Below are 19,834 nucleotides of genomic sequence, written 5' to 3' on the forward strand. Positions count from 1 at the left end.
TTTAAAATCTACAATTTATGACTGTTATCAATGATTCTGCTGTGGCGGCTGAGTTAACTGAACTATATTTAAAATACGAAAAAGCTCTTTGTACGAACGATATTGAAACTCTCGATAATTTGTTCTGGGATGCGCCGGAAGTCGTGCGGTTTGGGGTGACGGAGAACCTGTACGGGAGCGATGAGGTGAGGGCTTTTCGCAAAGGGCGATCGCCTGTAAATGTCGATCGAGAAATGTTCAACCTCAAAATCGTGACTTTCGATGCAGACACGGCGGCGGTGACGCTGGAATTCCGCCGTGTAATGGATGGAGTGGTGCGGCTGGGGCGGCAGAGTCAGATGTGGCGCAAGTTTCCTCAAGGGTGGAAGATTGTTTCCGCTCACGTTTCTTTATTGCCGGTGTAGATGTTATGTCATTTCCCTTGAATTGCCTGTAATGAAATTCTATCGCTCAGGCTGGGGGGGTTTATAGATATTATGGATGTGAATTACAGATTGTTTGTCAAACCCGCCCCTACCAGTATTGTGGTTAATTTACCTGAGAGGATATTAAAGCTAAGAAAACAATATATTCAAATGTAAAATTAGTATTTAAATTTGATTATTGTTGAGCCTTTCAATTCGGCATATATTCTTTTTTTTATTTACTATTAGTACCTCTGATTTTTTCCCGCTCCTCTCCCCTAATACAGTTCATATTTGAGCAAAGTACACGGAATCGAGCCATTGAAAACAGGAATTCGCCGCGATGTCCTGAGTCCCACCTTTTTACCCAACTCCTTATTTCCAGTCAAAATAAACGCATTCCAACCTTTAAAACGATTCTTGAAAATATCCCCCAACATCTTGTACAAATCTCCCAATTCGCTAGCATCTCCGAGCCGCTCTCCGTAAGGAGGATTACAAATCAGAACGCCTCTGTCTGCTGGTGCTTCCAACTGAGATAACTCCGTTTGAGCAAACTGAATCTTACCGGAAATACCCGCTTGCTGCGCGTTCGTGCGAGCTTGGGTTAGCATATCGGAATCGCGATCGCACCCTGCAATCACCTCTTTAAGTTCCGGTAACTCACTATTTTCCGCTTCCGCCCACAATTTATCCCACAAAGGTTCGTCAAAATCCCGCCAAGTCATAAATCCAAATTTTTCTCGAAACAATCCCGGTGCAATATTCAAGGCCTTTAAAGTCGCTTCCAAAGGCAAAGTTCCAGAACCGCACATCGGGTCTAAAAACGGCAAATCAGGCGTCCATTCTGCCATCTCCAACAAAGCGGCAGCTAGGGTTTCTTTGAGGGGAGCAAGCCCCATCGCCGGTCGATATCCCCGACGGTGCAAACTGCCTCCAGAACTGTCTAAACTTAAAATAGCTCTATCTTGATGAATGTGAATGTTAATTAGCAAATCGGGATGCTCTACATCGACATTAGAACGCTTGTTAAATTGAAGGCGCTGTTGGTCGGCGATCGCATTTTTGACCTGCAAAGCTGTATAGTGAGTGTGGTTCAACTTTTCGTTGCCGCCGGTGCAGTTTACTGCTAAAGTATTTTCGGGATATAAGTATTCGTCCCAAGGGATTTTCTGCACTTCGCGGTAGAGCATATCCGAGTTGTAACACCGGAATTCGGCGATCGGCATTAGCACTCGAAAAATTGTTCTCGACCACAGATTGACGCGGTACAATAAAGCGCGATCGCCCGCAAAATAAACCCCAGTAAAATCAGGCTTGACATCCTGGGCCCCTAAACGTTCTAATTCTTGGGCGGCAATAGTTTCTAAACCGCGCGCAACTGTAGCAAAATATTGATTCATTGATAATTGGTAATTGGTAATTGCTTTTTCTCGATCGCTCTAAATTAGATAGTAGGTGGTTTAAATCCTAACTCTCACAAACAATACTCTACCTTAAGCTAGATGCCTCGGTAAAAAAAATACTAATTTTCCGAACAGTTTTGTCAACAGGTGATCGCCCGAACCCGCACCCGATCGACCTTACCGACACAAAAACCCACCTCATGCGGGTGGGTTTCCGCGCACCTCACCCTTGCAAGTCACAAACTGTCAGTAATACTCGTGAAATTAAAAGCTTTCACGCGCACTCCGGGCACGACACTACCGCCGTAACGCTTCACCGCACTAACTGCATCCACATCGCGCAACATATCAGGTAAAACTTGATTGAAACGCAGGTTTTTAATCGGGTAAGCAATTTTGCCATCCTCAATCCAAAAAGTACCGTCGCGAGTCATCCCCGTTACTTCCAATGTTTTCGGATTAACGTAGCGCACGTACCAAGCTCGACTGACAAAAATTCCTCGCTCGGTTTGAGCAATTAAATCTGCTAAACTTTGGTCGGAACCTGTCATCACGATCGGGTAATAAGCACCTTTTGCCTCTTTGCCTTTTTGTGCTGCCCAGTAGCGGGAATAAGACAAACTTTGAGGGACGCCATCTTTGATGATTTCCAAATAGTTATTGCTCAATCCGTCGCCGAAAAAAGTATTCGATCGCAGCAAAGGATGAGCCGGATCGCGCTGCACTTGTATTAACGGGCTGAAAAGTTGTTCCCCCGCGCGGTTTCCCGCTGGTTTTCCCTCTGCATCGGCGATCGACATAAACGATCGCCCCTCATCCGCCGCCCTCGCATCCAGCCCCCAAATCACCCACGGTAGCAAGCCCGCAAAAGCAGCGCCGTCAAGGATTACCGGATAAACGCCCGGAGTGATGGGGCGCGGGTTGCGAGATGCAATCGCCCGATCGAGCACTTGTTCTGCTAATTGAGCGATCGGCAATTCGTTGATACTCCAAGCAGTGCTCTGAGCCCAACTAGAACCGTCTTCAACGCGAGCCGTAAAGCTGAAATCCGCCTCTGTAGACTGGTTGCAGGCGCGGAGTCCGGTTGACGAGGCGATCGCGTACAGCGACGCATCAGTGCTCAAAGTGCCCGAACCATGAGCGCCCCCCTGGGAGGATCTCGCGCAAGCTTGCTGCACCATTTCGGCCCGCGCTAGAGGCGATACAGTTGCCGTTGCTGTGTCGAAGGCGGGCGATCGCAAATCGTAGGTTTGAGGCGGCAGCAGCGGCATCCATTCGGGGTCTGCCGGCGCAATTCGGGCCAATTCTTCTGATCGCTTGACTGCAGAGGCGATCGCATCTTCATCAAATTCTGTAACAGCAGCAGAGGCGCTTTTGTTGCCAAAATAGCTAGTAATGCTCAGGCTAAATACAGTTTTGCTAATATTTTGACTAATTTGATTTTCCGAGAAGCGGGAAAGAGATTCTTCCCCAGTAGAGAGACTGACAAATACTTCCTCTGCTTTGGATAGTTTGACTGTTTTTTCTACTACAGATAAGGCTTGGTCTTCACTTAAAAGTGCGGGCGATGTTGTTACAATCATGATTGGTAATTAGGCATTGCGAATTGGGCATTGCGAATTGGGCATTGCGAATTGGGCATTGTTAGCAATTAACTAATAACTAAGAACCGATGCCCCGTGTCCTATGTCCTATTACCCAATTTGAATATTTCTCACTCGCACCGGTACACAAGCGTGAGTCATCTGAGCAACCTGCATCGGCTCGCCCTTTCCGCATATATTAGTACCGCACTGAACCAGCTCCGAAGCCGGCCCGATCGCATCTATTTGATTCCAGAAATCAGTGCTCATCGCCTGATAAGTTACATCCTTCAACATACCGACAACTTTACCTTTTTCCACCTTCCAAAAAGCATCACCGCCGAATTGAAAATTGCGTCGCTGTTGGTCGATAGAAAAACTACCAACACCGTCAATTAAAATCCCATCTTCAGTATCAGCAATCATCTCGGCCAAAGTAGCAGTATGGCTGCCGCCATCCGGGCCCGGCTCCAATCCCAAATTGGGAATTCTCACCATCGGCACGCTCGACCAACTGTCAGCGCAAGCAGAACCGTTGCTGCTAGCGCGTCCGAGGCGATAAGCCGTCTCTCTGTCAGTGAGATAATCAACTAAAATTCCATCCTTGACAACGTACCAATCTTGTGATTTTACGCCCTCATCATCGTAACCCATTGTACCGCGGCCGCCCGGTTGAGTGCGATCGCACTTAAAATTCACCCACGGTGCAGCGTATTGCAGTTTATTTAACTTATCAGTAGTAGCAAAGCTCGTGCCAGCAAAATTAGATTCGTAGCCGTAAACCCGGTCTAATTCAGTTGGATGTCCTACAGATTCGTGGATGGTCAAATACAAATTTGTCGGCTTGAGAATCAGGGATTTGCAAATACCAGCAGGGATTTTGGGAGCGTGGACTTTCTCAATAGCTTCGGCGGCAACTCTTTCGACTTGACTCAACAAATCATCGGGATTAATATGTTCGTAACCGATATTCAGCGGCGGGCGTTCGTAACTGCGACTTTGGGCATCGCCGCCCGCAATTGCCGTACAGCCAAAACCCGGATAGCTGCGGTAGATTGTTTGTTCGATTAGCGAGCCTTCTGTAGAAGCAAAAACCTTGTCTTCGCGGCTGGACTGCAAAAAAGAAGAAGCTTTTTTGATGCCTTGTGCGCCGTGTGCTAGTAGCTTATCGTTGATAGTTAGCAGCAGTTCCGCTTTATCAGCAACCGGTACCGAAAAAGGGTCAATGAGGATCGGAGTAATGTAGGTATCGACATATTTTTCGACAGGCACTAACCGCACGGGTTCCTTCTGAGTCAAGCGACTGCCTTTAGCGATTTCTACAGCCAAAGCGACTATTCTTGCAACCTCTGCCGGCGTTTTGCTGTGACTGGCGGCAAACCCCCAAGCGCCGTCGAGAAGCACCCGCACGCCAAAACCAGAACTTACATTATCTGACAAATTGCTTAAAGATCGATCGCGCGCGTAAAGATTCTGCCTTCGGTAACTGCCAAAACGTACATCACCGTACTCGCAACCTGTTTTCCGAATCAAATCTACAGCCAAATTTGCTAACTCGTTAGCAGAGATTTTTGCAGTTAATTGCACCATAGTTATTCGTCATTCGTCGTTAGTTGTTAATTATTATAGCGCTTTTCAATTTTTTGAACCATTTTCAACAAGCCTTCTATGGGCGGGCAGGATGCCCACCCAACAATAAATTCACTCTTTGTGGAACCGGCATCTTGCCTGTTATTAAAAATAGTACAAAGAGTGAGTTTAATGGCGGGCAGGATACCCACCCCACAATAAATTCACTCTTTGTGGAACCGGCATCTTGCCTGTTGTTTATCATTGGGCAATATCTCAGTTTAATCTCACTCCATCTCCTGCAAAACCCCGGTTAAAATTTCCACAAGCCGATCGATATGTTCCTTCTCAATAATCAGCGGTGGCGACAAAGCAATAATATCACCCGTCGTGCGAATTAGCAGCCCTTTTTCATAGCACTGCAAGAAACAATCAAAAGCCCGTTTTCCCGGCTTCCCAGCAATAGATTCCAACTCAATACCCGCTACCATTCCTAGATTGCGAACATCAATTACGTGCCGCACTCCCTTCAAAGAATGCACCGCATCTTCCCAGTAACCAGCCATCTTATCGGCTCGTTCAAACAGCCTTTCTTCCTCATAAATATCCAGCGTCGCCAGAGCAGCCGCACAAGCCAGAGGATGACCCGAATAAGTATAACCGTGAAAAAGCTCGATCGCATTTTCAGGAGCATTCATAAAAGCATCGTAAATCCCTTCTTTCACAAACACCGCCCCCATCGGCACCGTACCGTTAGTTATCCCTTTCGCCGCCGTCACAATATCGGGAACAACCCCAAAATATTCCGTAGCAAAACTAGAGCCTAGTCGCCCGAATCCGGTAATTACCTCATCAAAAATCAGCAGAATTCCGTACTTGTCGCAAATCGCCCGCAGCCTCTCCAAATAACCTTTCGGCGGAATCAAAACACCTGTAGAACCAGCCACCGGTTCGACAATTACGGCTGCAATATTAGACGCATCGTGCAAAGCGACAATCCGCTCCAATTCATCCGCCAAATGCGCTCCCCATTCCGGTTGTTTGCGGCTGAAAGCATTGTGTTCGAGATTGTGAGTGTGAGGCAAATGATCGACTCCCGTCAGCAAACTGCCAAAAAACTTGCGGTTTGTACCGATACCGCCGACAGAAATTCCCCCAAAACCAACGCCGTGATAGCCGCGTTCCCTACCGATCAATCTTTGGCGAGTTCCTTCACCTTTCACCCGGTGATAAGCAATCGCAATCTTCAAAGCAGTTTCTACAGATTCCGAACCAGAATTAGTAAAGAAAACGCGATCGAAATTGCCCGGAATCATCTTTACCAAACGTTCCGCTAATTCAAAAGCACCTGGATGTCCCATCTGAAAAGCCGGAGAGTAATCCAAACGCAAAACCTGCTGTTTAACTGCTTCGGCAATTTTCTCGCGGGCGTGTCCTGCATTCACGCACCAGAGCCCCGCAGTACCATCTAAAATTGAGCGGTTATCATCGCTTGTAAAGTGCATATCTTTTGCCGAAACCAATATTCGCGGATTGGCTTTAAACTGTCGGTTGGCCGTGAAGGGCATCCAGTAAGCGTCCATATTTGTCATCGTTTTTTTATCCTTTTATATTGATGCTTCTGCATCCAAACTATAACTGGCTCCCGATCGCCGAGCGCCAGACGCTTATTATAATTTTACAAAACACCTCTCTCCCTCTTTCTATCTTTTCTATCTCCTCTGCGCCCTCTGCGCCCTCTGCGGTTAGTAAAAAAAATATCATTCACAAATGAAATAAAATCACTGCCGCAATCCTAAATCTTGGCGATGGCTTTCCTAGCGACAGAGATATCAGATAAAAAACCCGGTTCATTAATTAACATAAAAAAACCGGGTTTTTAAGGAACCTTAAAACTTGATGTTTAATGACAAAAACTAGCTAATTAACGATCGCGGGTACAGACTCATGCTGCAACAAACCTGTCAGCATTTTCACAGGCCGCTCCCCGTAGGGCCAGGCGAAAGCATGGCGGAAAGCAGCTTCTTGACACGCTTGCAACTGCCGAAAATCAATGATATCCAAAGTTAACAAATTCTCGTACTCGAAAGGCAGTCGCACGTTGTGCAATCCCGCGTTGTCGGTGCAAATGGCAATATCGACGCCAGCTTCAAAACATCGATCAAACACAACCTTTAATTCGCGCATATCCTGCAACGTCCCCGTTTTGAGATAGGTAGTCGGGCAAACTTCCAAGCATTGACCCCTGCGCGCCAGTTCTGGCAGCAATTCGGGATATTTTAACGGAATTTGAATCCCGTGGCCGATACGCATCAGATAAGGCAGAAGTTCGGGATAACAACCAGAGGTAGTTTCATAGAGGTGGCCGGTAGTTTTAAGGCCGATCGACCTCGCGTACTGGTACAATCCGACAAACTCCTCCAAACGCTCGCCAATACAATCATCGCCGCCAGCTATATCGATCGCACAAACATATTCTCCCATCCCGGCCGCCAAATCTACGATCGCCCGATTCACTTCATAAGGCAAACGCGAGTGCATACACAAAATTTGGCTGGTAACAATCGGACAATCGCTAATTTGACTTGCCTTGCCCACAACCTTTACAATTTCTGCCATCAAATCAATGCGTTCTGACTGTTCCAAATGTTCTGGAGTCCGCAAATAAGGCGTATAGCGCAACTCCAAATAAGCCATATTTTCAAACACGTAAGCGCCCCGCATCAACCGATAGATAAAATAAGGCAAAGTCTCAACAGTTTGAACGCTTTCTACCAGCGTGTGCAGTTCCAAATACTCATTGAGAGTATTGCGTGGACGAGTGTAAAATTCCTCAAAATCCGAGTATTTTTGAAATCGATTAACCATCTCAGCATTGTGGCGATCGAAATACCGCCACAGCACCCTAGGAACGACAGAACCACCCAGATGGCGGTGCAACTCAGCGTGTAAAGTCATGGCAAAAAAGCCTCAATTTTCTCGATTGTAACAAAAATTAATTTGACCGAAAGCAATTGGGTCTGTTGCCTCCGGACTCGTCTGTGGAGCGGCTCTCACTAATTTGCCTAGCCGATCGACCTGCGAACCAATGTATCCGTGGCGTAGCCTCTCAAATCTCAAATCCAAAATTTAAAATCTAAAATTGATTGACATTTGGGACGCATTCATAGATAATCGGAGATTGTGTCAACCTGAACTGAACGCGAGAAACCCTTGGCTAACGTAGTTGTGATCGGCGCCCAGTGGGGCGATGAAGGAAAAGGCAAAATTACCGATTTGCTCAGCAAATCCGCAGATATCGTTGTCCGCTACCAAGGGGGCGTCAACGCGGGTCACACCGTGGTAGTTAACGGTCAGACTTTCAAGCTGCACTTAATTCCGTCTGGGATTCTCTACCCTGATAAAGAGTGTATTATCGGCTGCGGTACGGTCATCGACCCTAAAGTTTTAATTGCAGAGTTAGATCAGCTAGAGGCACTGAATATTTCAACGGCCTCGCTGATGATTTCGGAAACTGCTCACGTAACCATGCCCTATCATCGATTAATTGATGTAGCATCGGAAACCCAGCGGGGAAATTATAAAATCGGGACGACGGGACGCGGAATTGGCCCTACTTACGCCGACAAGTCCGAACGCACTGGCATTCGGATGCTCGATTTAATGGACTTGGAAGGGTTGCAAGAACAACTGGAATGGACGATTAATTGTAAAAATGTCCTTCTCGAAAAACTCTACAATTTGCCGCCTTTAAATCCGCAAGATGTAATTGATGAATATCGAGTTTATGCGGAACGTTTGCGACCGCACGTAGTAGATAGTTCCCTGAAAATTTATGAGGGAATTCACAAGCGGAAAAATATTCTGTTTGAAGGCGCGCAAGGCACATTATTAGACTTAGACCACGGCACTTATCCTTACGTTACTTCGAGCAATCCCATCGCTGGTGGGGCTTGTGTGGGAACCGGAGTCGGCCCAACAGCGATCGATCGCGTAATTGGCGTAGCAAAAGCTTATACAACCCGCGTCGGAGAAGGCCCCTTTCCTACCGAAATGGTAGATGGAATAGGCGCAATTTTGGGCGAGCGAGGTGCAGAATTCGGAACCACAACGGGCAGGAAACGCCGCTGCGGTTGGTTCGATGCGGTAATCGGTCGCTACGCAGTCCGCATCAACGGCCTTGACTGTCTGGCAATTACCAAACTAGATGTTTTGGATGAATTAGAAGAAATTAAAGTTTGCGTTGCTTACGAAATTGACGGCGAACGCTGTGTTGATTTCCCGAAAAGTTCCCGGATATTTACTCGCTGCAAACCTATTTACGAAACCGTTCCCGGTTGGAAACAGTCTACGGAAGAGTGCCGGAATTTGGAAGATTTACCGCCGCAAGCATTGGATTATCTAAAGTTTTTGGCAGACTTGATGGAAGTGCCGATCGCAATTGTTTCTCTCGGTGCCAGCCGCGACCAAACTATTATTGTAGAAGACCCTATTCACGGCCCGAAACGGGCTTTGCTTTCGGCAGACGGCCATCCCGCCAAACCATTTTAGGTTTGAGATTTTAGATTGGGAAATATTGATGGGGAGATTGGGTGAGTTGAAGAGACCGAGATTCGGAGAATAGCCAAATTCCCAATTCCCAATTATTATCAAATATTCAGCGAATTTAATTAACTTCGATCGCTGTAGCATAAATTTGATAAAATGTAAAAACAATCAACAGAAAGTCATAAAATGGAACTCGCAGTAGAATGTCAAAAGCGGGCAGAAGGCAGCAAACCTAACGCCCTCCGCCGCTCTGGATTGATTCCCGCCGTCCTCTACGGCCACAAAGGCTCTGAATCCATTTCCCTTACCATCAAAGCCAAAACAGTTGAAAACCTGCTCAAAAAGCACGTAGTCAACAATACCCTAATTGACCTCAGCATTCCCGACCTCTCTTGGAGCGGAAAAACCTTGCTCCGGGAAGTTCAAGTTCATCCTTGGAAGGGCTATCCTTACCACCTGAGCTTTTTCTCCGTGGCAACTCAAGACAGTCTGGAAGTTGAAGTGTCGCTGAATTTTGTCGGCGAAGCTGTGGGCGTCAAGTTAGAAGGCGGCATCTTGGATACCGTGCTGACGCAACTAGCAGTTAAGTGCAAACCTGACAGCATTCCTGAAGGAATTGATGTAGATATTTCTAATTTAAAGGTTGGGGATGCGCTGCACATTCACGAATTAGTTTTGCCTGCGGGAGTGGTAGCTCTCGGCGAACCAGATCAGGTGGTTGTTACCGTGCTGGGAATTCAAGCAGGTTCTGAAGCAGAAGACGCAGAAGCAGACGCAGACGCAGCAGCTTGATTAGTAATTGCTAATAGTTGTTAACTAATTGTTGAAAAAAAAGGGCGATCGCTTTCTCGCAAAAGGGCGATCGTTTTTTGCTAAAAAGGCTATTCTCCTTTGGGTTCGATCGCACATCTTGCACCCTTCTCAAAAACAGGCTTTCCGGCCTGTTCCACAAAAAGTGAATTTGTTGTGTTGTGGGGTGGGCTTCTAGCCCGCCCGTAAAAAGCCTATAGAAAAGGGTGCAATCTCCCTTGCCCAGTCCACAAGAAAGCCTCCCACAAGCAAGAACCGGCCGTGTTTACTTTGCTTTACAAAACGGGCGATCGCCAGGAGCTACAAAAGTCGCCACTGGCGCGCAAATCAGCCAGGTTTCTGGCTGATTATTACATATTTAGCAGTCAAATCAAAAAAATCATCGGAAAACTCGGTTTATCGATAGCACCCGAAGTCAAAAAAATTAAGAGTTGGGGGAACAAGTCCGGTAATGTTAGTGTCAAACCCGAGTATAATTGTGAAATGTTTTGACTACCCTATTCAATTCCTGCCTCTGGAGCCGCCGCCCATATGCCATCAACAGTGAATACAGAATCAACAGCGGTTCAATTTAACCAACAGGGAGAAATATACTTATCCCAAGGAAAAGTAGAAGAAGCGATCGCCTCCTGCGAGCAAGCTTTGAAGATTCACCCCAATTTTGCACCGGCTTACAAGACTTTGGGCAACGCGCTGCAAGCTCAAGGCAGGATGGAAGAGGCGCGGCACTGGTACGCTAAAGCGATTGAAATAGAACCGAATTTTGCGGAAGTATATGCGAATTTGGGTAGCCTGGGCGCGCAGCAGCAAAAATGGCAGGAGGCGATCGGATTTTATCAAAAGGCGATCGCGATTAAGCCGAATTTCGCGGGAGTTTACCGGAATTTAGCAAAAGTATTCGGACAAATTAGCAAACCGGAAGAAGCGCAGCAGTGCTGGTATCAAGCATTTAGTTTGGAACCGGAAAAAGTAGCGCCTGGGGAACACTTGAATATGGGCGACGCTTTTTTTCGGCAGGAAAAATTCCCCGAAGCGATCGCTTGTTACGATCGCGCCATAAAATTAAATCCTAATGTGGCGACTGCTTACCAAAATTTGGGCGAAGCGCTCAAAAAACAAGGCAAGTTAGAAGAAGCGACAGCATATTATCGCAAAGCTATTGAACTGAACGCAGCTAATGCGAGAAATGGCAGCGAGGGACAGCAAACTTTAGCGGGTGCCACTGCGAAAAACGGTGCAGTTAAGCAGCAGCCAGCAGCAACCGCAGTTAAGCAGCCAGTGCAGCAGCCAGTGCAGCAGCCAGTTAATTCTACAATTAATATAGAAGATCCAGAAGCATACAAAATACTGGCAGAAGGCTATTTTGCTCAAGGCAAATTGGAACAGGCGATCGCAGCTTGCAAAAAGGCGCTGCAAATTAAGCCGGAAGCGCCGCTTTACAAAATGCTGGGCAACGCCCTGCAAGCTGGTGGCAAAATTGATGAAGCTAAAAGTTGCTATGTCAAAGCAATAGAAATTAACCCAAATTTTGCCGAAGCATACGCTAATTACGGCAGCATTTGCGCGCAGCAAGAACAGTGGCAGCAAGCGGTTTCAGCTTACGAAAAGGCGATCGCCCTGAAACCGGATTTTGCCGGTGCTTTTCGCAATTTTGCAAAACTTTTGACGCAGTTAGGGAAGTCTGAGGCGGCGGCTGAGGCTTGGTATCGAGCATTTGCGATAGACCCCAAATCCGGCACCGCTGAGGAACACGAGAATTTAGCCAAAACTTTGATCGAGCAAGGTAAGGTAGATAAGGGAATTGAGTGTTACCGACGCGCGGTTGAGTTGAACCCAAATGCTGGCGCAGCTTATCATGAATTGGGCGAAATTCTCAGAAATCAAGAACAGTGGGAAGCGGCCGTAGATGCTTACAGTAATGCTATTAGAAATAATCCCGATCTCTCTTGGTCGCACAACAATTTAGCTGAGTCGCTGGTTAAGTTGGAACGGTGGGAAGAAGCTGTAAATGCCTACCGCAAGGCTATAGAATTAAATCCAGATTTTAGCTGGTCTCACAACAATTTAGCAGATGTGTTGCTGAAGTTGGAACGGTGGGAAGAAGCTGTAAATGCTTACCGCAAGGCTATAGAATTAAATCCAGATTTCAGTTGGTCCCACAACTATTTAGCAGATGCGCTGATTAAACTGGGAAGGTGGGAAGAGGCAATTTCGTCTTACGAAAGGTCGATCGAACTCAATCCCGATCATTTTTGGGCGCACAACAATTTAGCAGAAGCGCTGGTGAATTTGGAACGTTGGGATGAGGCAGTTGTTGCCTACCGGCGTGCTAACGAAGTTAATCCGAATTTCTTCTGGTCGCAGAGCAAATTGGGCGACGCGCTGCTAGAAATGGAAAGGTGGGAGGAAGCGATCGATGTTTACCGACGCGCGGCCGAGTTAAATCCAGATTTTCCGTGGACTTATTACAACCTGGCAACGGCTTTTGAGAAGCTGGAACGGTGGGATGAGTCGATCGCCGCTTACCGCCGCGCTGCGGAAATTCAGGCTGATTTGCCGTGGCTTTCGCAAAAGTTGGCTGATGCTTTGAGGATGCGATCGCAGTGGGATTTGAAGGAGGCGATGCGTTTGTACCGGCGCGCGATTCAGGAGAATCGTGATGACGTGCAGTTGTATCACAAGGCGCTGGAGATTGCGCCGAATGATGCTGACCTTTATGTTGAGTTGGCTGATGCTTTGGTGCGTCACAATTGGCCGGATGGGGCGCTCGTCTTTTATCAAATGGCGTTGCAAGTAAATCCCGAATGTGGTGAGGCGCACTTGCAGTTGGGGTGGCTGTTCGCGCAAAAGAATGATACAGATCGGGCTATCGCTTGTTACCGCCACGCTATTGAGGTTCAACCAAATGAGTATAAACCTTACCAATTGTTAGGGGATGCTTTGAGTGCAAAAGGTCAGCGGGAGGAAGCGATGAACTGTTACCGCCGCGCGATCGAGTTAAAACCTGACGATCCATATATCCACAACAATTTAGGAGATATGCTGCGACATCAAGGAGATTTGGAGGGAGCGATCGCTTGTTACCGGCGCGCGATCGAACTTAAGTCAGATTTCTCTTGGTTCCACTATAATTTAGGGGAAGTATTGACTAAGAAAGGGCAAATAGATGAGGCGAGTTCTTGTTACCGTCACGCCTTAGAGCTAGAACCAAAGATTTTCTAATTTAGACTGCGATTTGGTATACATTTCGCAGTGTAATGTCGGATAATCAATATTATTACACTACCAAAGTCAATCGAATTTAGAGAAACCCAAATGACACCGGAAGAAGCTCAGCGTCTAGAATCAAATATCCAAAAGACTTTATCTATTCATGCTAAAAGCGATAAGAGTTATCTCTGGATGGCCTATTGGGTAATCTTTGAGCGGGAAGCTGACCCGGATGGATTAGAAGGTTGGTTAAACGATATCAAGGCTGGTTTGAATCGAGCTGATATCATCCAAAAGATGGTTGAGTCAGAGGAATTTCAAGAACGCCTTTCAGGTGTAAAAAACTTAGAAACCAGTCCAAATTAAAAGAAGTTCAATGAAACCGGAACAAGAAAAACGTCTGCAAGAAAGTATCCAAAGTACTTTATCCGCTCATGCTAAGAGAGACAAAAGTTATCTCTGGATGGCATATTGGGTAATCTTTGAGCGGGAAGCCGATCCTGATGGGCTGGAAGGTTGGTTAAACGAACTCAATACAGGTGCGTCTCGAGCTACTGTTATAAAAAAAATGGTTGAGGCGCATGAATTTAAACAAAGGCTGACAGGTGAAGAAGGTAGCAATCATGGCTTTACTGAAGAAAACATCAACTCTATTTTGGAGAATAAACTTCATAGTGCTCGCATGAAAATGGTTAGAACACTTCTACCCCCTGCTAATGCGATATTAGATTTGGGAGGTTATTCTGCATCAGATCAAAGAGGAGCTCTATTACAGCTCGGCTATCCTCATCTTCCAGAAAATTTATATATTAGAGATTTTCCGCCAGATAAAATGATGTTTCGAGGGCCAGAGTGGCCAATAAAGGTTAAGCACCAAAATTGCAATATTGAATATGTTTATGGAAGCATGACAGACTTAAGCTGCTTTCAAGAAAGTAGTTTTGACTTAGTTTGGTCCGGAGAGTCAATCGAACACATCACCACAGAAGAAGCAGAACAACTATTTGACCAAGTTTATAAATTGTTAAAGTCTGGTGGTAAGTTTGCTCTTGACACTCCTAATAGGAAAGCTACCAAGCTACAGTTTCCCAATAATTATATTCATCCTGAACACAAGCTAGAATACTATTTCGATGATTTGTGCAAGCTTTTGGAGAAGCATAATTTCAAAATAGTGGAGACGAAGGGTATTATTGATCTCTCACAATCGATTGAAACCTCAAACAAGGAAACTTTTAACCATGAATTTCTTCACAGCCAACTGTTAAATGATAATCCAGATAATTCTTATTGTTTCTACATTTGCTGTATGCGAGCGGAAGATTTGTCGGCTAATTTCTCAGAAGACGCCCAATAAATAATACCTGATGCCAGACAGTTGCTAATATCAAAATTGAAGCCTTGCTCTGTCTAGTTCTCTCTGAGCTTGCAGCGCCGCTTGCTTCCAAGCTTGAGCTTGCGATTCAAACAACTTTTTTTCTTCTATTGTCCTCATAATATATTCCAGGCGATGTCTAATTTTTTGACCAATAATCTCTGGATTGAATAAAGACCTAATCTCCTTAGCTGCTCTCGCTCCTACTTGCTGTGCTTGCGGATAATTTTCAAAAACATACTGCATAAGCGAAGATGTATGATCGATATCCGGCTCAGCCCAGATACTACCTTTTGGGTAAAGTCCGTAAGCTTCAGTAGTTGCCACTAAATCGTATTTCACCAAAAAACTATTGCCGACATTCATAAAATCGGTATTGGATGAATAGGCGGTAGCTATAACTGGCTTGCCGTAATACATTGCCTCCGCCATAGTCAAACCAAAACCCTCAGCCCGATGTAACGATACATAGCAGTTACAATTATCTACTAAGCCATGAACTTCTTCCTTGCTCAAATGCCCTTCGATAAGTTGAATAGATGGCCAGTCTTCTGTCATTGATTTTAGTTGATCGTACTGATTTTGATAATAAGGATGAGGCCGAAACTTAATAATCAGTAAAACATCTTCATTAAACTTCCCAAAAGCTTTTTTAAACGCCTCAATGGTAGCAAAAGGATTTTTTCGCTCAAAACCGCTACCCATGTCGAACATGAACAGAAAAATAAATTTGTCTTTAGGTAATCCTAAAGCTTCTCTGCCCAATTCGTTGGGCGGTAAATAAATGCTAGGCGGTAATTTCACAACTGGAAGAGGCGAGACATCGGAAATGGTTTCAGCGGTGTAATTACTGTAAGTCCACACCTCATCAAATCGATTAAAAGCTCCCATAAAAAAATCTGGAAATACGGGAAGTTCCCAAATCCAAAAACCAATATTATATCGATTATTGAAAAACTCAGGCTCGATACAATTCAACAAGGACTCGTGAGGATTGGTATGGACGATATTAATCGGATAAGAGTGCTGGCTGGAAAAATTGGTGTATGTAGAATCTAAGTTGCGTTGCGAATCTTCTTTCATATCCTTGATTGTGAAAGGAATGTTAGCTGCTTCTATGGCTCTGATTGTGCCTCGCACCCCCCCGCCTAAACCAAACTCGCCACTCACATGACCGATAATATTAACTCCAAACTTAAAATTTGTGTTATTGAACATGATTGAACTCCTAATCAAAAATATCTACAGTAAATCAAATTTGTCAAGTCTTAGCAAGCCTTTGGTATTGCGCTAGTTCAGATTGAACTTGCTGTGTTGTCTGGCGCCAAACTTGGATTTGGGAGTGAGCCAAAGCCGTCTCTTGCTGCATCTGATGGATACGAGTTGACCAGTTTGTAGATTGGTTCATTCTGTTTCTAATGATTTCCAACCGATTTTTAATTTTGATGCCTTGAAGTTGAGGACTCAGTAAAGACTTAATTTCTTGAGCTGCTCTTGCTCCTACTTGCTGGGCTGCTTGGGGATTTTCAACAACATATTGCATTAATGATGCTGCATGCTCGATACTGGGATCTGCCCAGTAATTGCCTTTAAAGTAAGGCCCATAATCTTCGGTCAACGTCACTATGTTATATTTTACTGGAAAACTATTGCCGACATTCATAAATTCCATATTAGATGAGTAACCAGTCGCGATTACGGGTTTGCCATAGTACATCGCTTCCGCCATTGTCAAACCAAAACCTTCTGCCCGGTGCAGGGAAACATAGGAGTCGCAATTGGCAACTAAAGCATGAAGTTCTTCTCTCTTTAAGTGCCCGTCTATAAAGTGAACTGGCCAGCCTGCTGCTTGCGCTTTGAGTTTGTCTCGTTCTTTGGGGAAAAAGTTGCCATTAGAAAACTTGAGTACCAGTAAGACATCTTCATTCGATTGAGCAAAAGCTCGCTTAAATGCCTCCAAAGTAGCAAAGGGATTTTTGCGACCTATTGTACTGTGGAAGTCAAACATGAACAAAAAAATAAATTTGTCTTGGGGTAATCCTAATGCTTCTCTCTCAAATGACGGTTCGGGAAATTCAAGGCTGGACATCATCTTAATCACAGGGACGGGGGATACGGGCGCGATAGCTTCAGCGCAGTAATTGCTATAAGTCCATATTTCGTCAAAGAAAGAAAAAGCGTACAGCCACCCTGGAGGAAATAGCGGCAGTTCCCACGCCCAGAAGCCGATATTGTATCGACCTTTAAAGCATTCGCGATCAACCATGTTGAAAACAACGGGTTCTGGCAGAGTGTGGATCAGGTTAATGGGATAGGGATTTTGCTCTGAAAAACTTGTGTAGCTGTTGTCTAAATTTCGATGCCAATCTACTTTAATATCTTTGAGTGCAAAGGGAATTCCAGCCGCTTCGATCGCTCTGAGAGTGGCCCTCGAACCTTCTCCCAGACCATATTCGCCGCTCAGGTGTCCAATAAAATTGATGCCGAAATGAGAATCTATTGTTTGATTGAACATTGTTCGTCTTTTACTTAAGAAATATCTAGAATAAATGCTTGACAACTAAGTGCTATTGTGGTTGAAATTAAGAGTATTTTGCTAACTCTTTCTGTACCTGCAATGCTGTCTGTCTCCAAGCTTGAGCTTGGCGAGCCAATAGATCTCTTTCTGTCTGAAGTTCATGGAACCGATTTGACAACTGGGTATGATTGAGATGTGCCATGATAAATTCAAGGCGATTTTTGATTTTTATACCTACAGCTTGAGGATTTAATAAAGACCTGATTTCCTTGGCTGCTATTTTTCCGGTTTTCTGAGCTTCCTGATAATTTTCAAATACAGACTGCATGAGAGACGCAGCATGATCTATATCCGGTTCCGCCCAGACACTACCTTTCGGGTAAGCTCCATAATCTTCAGTAGTTGTCACCAGTTCGTATTTCACCGGAAAACTATTGCCAACATTCATAAATTCCATATTAGATGAATAGGCGGTGGCTATTACTGGTTTACCGTAGTACATGGCTTCCGACATTGTTAAACCGAATCCTTCAGCCCGATGTAGAGACACATAACAGTCACAACTATTAACCAAACCATGAATCTCTGCTTTTTGCAAATGTCCGTCTATAAACTGAAGAGATGACCAACCCTCAGCCAAATCAATTAGTTCCTGTCGGCGTTGCGGAAAAAGATGAGCATTAGCAAACTTGAGAACCAGTAAAACATCTTGATTAGATTTACCAAAAGCTCGTTTAAATGCGTCAACAGTGGCAAAGGGATTTTTCCGTTCAAAGGAACTGCCAAAGTCAAACATGAATAGAAAAATAAACTTGTTTTTGGGTAAGTTGAGGTTTTCTCTTGTTAATAATGGTTGCGGGAAAGCGAGGCTAACAGGAATTTTGAGTACAGGAACCTGGGAGACAGCGGAAAATGCTTCTGCACAAAAATTACTGGTAGTCCAGATTTCATCAAATAAATCAAAGGCCCATTGCCACTCAGAGGGAAAAACAGGCAGTTCCCACAACCAGACACCTATATTGTATTTGCCTTTGAAATATTCAGAACCAATCCCCGGAAAGTATCCTGCTAAAATCTGCTCAACCCAATTGGGGTTGGTTTGGACTATATTGATTGGATATGGATTGTCGTCGGAAAATTTTTTGTAGCTGGTATCGGAGTTGGGTAGCCAATCTATTCTCAGATCCTTAGCTGCAAAGGGAATTCGGGCTGCTTCTAGGGCCCTGAGATTTCCTCTAGCGGCTTCTGCTAGCCCAAAATCACCGGTTATATGACCGGTTAAATTTACACCCAAAGAATTATTTAGTTGATGATTTAACATTCGTCTTGCTTTTTGCTGAGTTTGTAATCATAGATTGCTTGCCATCTCTTACTAATGGATGGTTAGCGCAGTTTTGCCATTAATGCTACGACGCATCAATTCTTTCCATTCTGGTGAGTTAACTAAGGTATTGGTATCGAGGATCTCTCCTTTTTCTGACGAAAACCTAGCAAAATTTTCTAACCAGTTCAAAACTGTTTCTGTTGTTGAAAAAGGCGTAGACTTCAACGATTCTTTAAGAAAGTTAGCCATCCCCACCCTATCGCCTTTGCAATAAGCGTACCACCCCTCCCACAATAAGTCTTTGTACTGCATCTGACTTTTGACCTCAGTTTCTCTAACCCTAGCTGGCGAAAACTTTAATCTTTCCAATTCACTCTGAGTCTGATGCAGTTGTAACTGGGATTGTTCCAATTCACTCTGAGTTTGATGCAGTTGCAACTGGAATTGTTCTAATTCACTCTGAATTTGGTGCTGGAGTGCTTGGAATTGTTCCAATTCACTCTGAGTTTGGTGCTGTAGTGCTTGGAATTGTTCTAATTCACTCTGAGTCTGATGCAGTTGTAACTGGGATTGTTCCAATTCACTCTGAGCCTGATGCAGCTGTAACTGGGATTGTTCCAATTCACTCTGAGTCTGATGCAGTTGTAACTGGGATTGTTCCAATTCACTCTGAGTCTGCTGCTGGATTGCTTGGGATTGTTCCAATTCACTCTGAGTCTGATGCAGTTGTAACTGAGATTGTTCCAATTCACTCTGAGTCTGCTGCTGGAGTGCTTGGGATTGTTCCAATTCACTCTGAATCTGATGGAGTTGTAACTGGGATTGTTCCAATTCACTCTGAGTCTGCTGCTGGAGTGCTTGGGATTGTTCCAATTCACTCTGAGTCTGCTGCTCGATTGCTTGGGATTGTTCCAACTGGCACTGAGTCTGATGGAGTTGTAACTGGGATTGTTCCAATTCACTCTGAGTTTGGTGCTGTAGTGCTTGGGATTGTTCCAATTCACTCTGAATCTGATGGAGTTGTAACTGGGATTGTTCCAATTCACTCTGAGTTTGGTGCTGTAGTGCTTGGGATTGTTCCAATTCA

The 19,834-nt window shown here is 45.0% G+C and carries 14 protein-coding genes and 1 pseudogene; 6 read left to right on the top strand and 9 right to left on the bottom strand.

What is annotated here, in order from left to right; translation table 11 throughout:
* Nucleotides 1-17: 17 nt before the first annotated feature.
* Nucleotides 18-404, top strand: a complete 387-nt coding sequence (gene hpxZ / locus QUA42_RS05035; RefSeq protein ID WP_333135657.1) for an oxalurate catabolism protein HpxZ — start codon at nt 18-20, stop codon at nt 402-404.
* Between the two features lie 278 nt (nt 405-682).
* On the opposite strand, the gene QUA42_RS05040 is transcribed toward hpxZ, so the two are convergent.
* The 5 genes from QUA42_RS05040 to QUA42_RS05060 form a co-directional block, all read right to left on the bottom strand.
* Nucleotides 683-1,807 carry a THUMP domain-containing protein gene (locus QUA42_RS05040; RefSeq protein WP_333135659.1) on the bottom strand — a complete coding sequence of 375 codons (1,125 nt, stop codon included), beginning with the start codon at nt 1,805-1,807 and terminating at the stop codon, nt 683-685.
* 239 nt (nt 1,808-2,046) lie between these two features.
* Complete coding sequence (locus QUA42_RS05045) at nt 2,047-3,393, bottom strand: TldD/PmbA family protein (protein WP_333135660.1); 1,347 nt, start codon at nt 3,391-3,393, stop codon at nt 2,047-2,049.
* A gap of 111 nt (nt 3,394-3,504) precedes the next feature.
* Nucleotides 3,505-4,983 carry a TldD/PmbA family protein gene (locus QUA42_RS05050; RefSeq protein ID WP_333135662.1) on the bottom strand — a complete coding sequence of 493 codons (1,479 nt, stop codon included), beginning with the start codon at nt 4,981-4,983 and terminating at the stop codon, nt 3,505-3,507.
* A 266-nt stretch (nt 4,984-5,249) separates the two neighbouring features.
* Nucleotides 5,250-6,554 carry an aspartate aminotransferase family protein gene (locus tag QUA42_RS05055; protein ID WP_333135664.1) on the bottom strand — a complete coding sequence of 435 codons (1,305 nt, stop codon included), beginning with the start codon at nt 6,552-6,554 and terminating at the stop codon, nt 5,250-5,252.
* Between the two features lie 328 nt (nt 6,555-6,882).
* Complete coding sequence (locus QUA42_RS05060) at nt 6,883-7,920, bottom strand: adenosine deaminase (protein WP_333135666.1); 1,038 nt, start codon at nt 7,918-7,920, stop codon at nt 6,883-6,885.
* Between the two features lie 255 nt (nt 7,921-8,175).
* Here QUA42_RS05060 and QUA42_RS05065 point away from each other — a divergent pair, with 255 nt between their 5' ends.
* The 5 genes from QUA42_RS05065 to QUA42_RS05085 all read left to right on the top strand — a co-directional run bounded on the left by QUA42_RS05065 (nt 8,176) and on the right by QUA42_RS05085 (nt 14,887).
* Nucleotides 8,176-9,513 (top strand): adenylosuccinate synthase, encoded by a 1,338-nt coding sequence (locus tag QUA42_RS05065; protein WP_333135668.1) that lies wholly within the window; start codon nt 8,176-8,178, stop codon nt 9,511-9,513.
* A gap of 183 nt (nt 9,514-9,696) precedes the next feature.
* Nucleotides 9,697-10,302, top strand: coding sequence for a 50S ribosomal protein L25/general stress protein Ctc (locus tag QUA42_RS05070; RefSeq protein ID WP_333135671.1), 606 nt, complete (start codon nt 9,697-9,699; stop codon nt 10,300-10,302).
* Nucleotides 10,303-10,863: 561 nt separating this feature from the next.
* Nucleotides 10,864-13,542, top strand: a complete 2,679-nt coding sequence (locus tag QUA42_RS05075; protein ID WP_333135672.1) for a tetratricopeptide repeat protein — start codon at nt 10,864-10,866, stop codon at nt 13,540-13,542.
* A gap of 93 nt (nt 13,543-13,635) precedes the next feature.
* Nucleotides 13,636-13,896 carry a DUF4214 domain-containing protein gene (locus QUA42_RS05080; protein WP_333135674.1) on the top strand — a complete coding sequence of 87 codons (261 nt, stop codon included), beginning with the start codon at nt 13,636-13,638 and terminating at the stop codon, nt 13,894-13,896.
* A 10-nt stretch (nt 13,897-13,906) separates the two neighbouring features.
* The gene (locus QUA42_RS05085) at nt 13,907-14,887 is read left to right on the top strand and encodes a DUF4214 domain-containing protein (RefSeq protein WP_333135676.1); all 981 of its coding nucleotides are present in this window, start codon (nt 13,907-13,909) and stop codon (nt 14,885-14,887) included.
* Between the two features lie 30 nt (nt 14,888-14,917).
* On the opposite strand, the gene QUA42_RS05090 is transcribed toward QUA42_RS05085, so the two are convergent.
* The 4 genes and pseudogenes from QUA42_RS05090 to QUA42_RS05105 all read right to left on the bottom strand — a co-directional run.
* The gene (locus tag QUA42_RS05090; protein WP_333135678.1) at nt 14,918-16,123 is read right to left on the bottom strand and encodes a glycosyltransferase; all 1,206 of its coding nucleotides are present in this window, start codon (nt 16,121-16,123) and stop codon (nt 14,918-14,920) included.
* Between the two features lie 43 nt (nt 16,124-16,166).
* Nucleotides 16,167-17,420, bottom strand: a complete 1,254-nt coding sequence (locus QUA42_RS05095; protein ID WP_333135680.1) for a glycosyltransferase — start codon at nt 17,418-17,420, stop codon at nt 16,167-16,169.
* 67 nt (nt 17,421-17,487) lie between these two features.
* Complete coding sequence (locus QUA42_RS05100; RefSeq protein ID WP_333135682.1) at nt 17,488-18,744, bottom strand: glycosyltransferase; 1,257 nt, start codon at nt 18,742-18,744, stop codon at nt 17,488-17,490.
* A gap of 51 nt (nt 18,745-18,795) precedes the next feature.
* A pseudogene (locus QUA42_RS05105) lies at nt 18,796-19,834 on the bottom strand (hypothetical protein); the annotation flags it as partial.

Source organism: Microcoleus sp. Pol11C2 (assembly GCF_036701505.1).
Lineage (GTDB): Bacteria > Cyanobacteriota > Cyanobacteriia > Cyanobacteriales > Microcoleaceae > Microcoleus.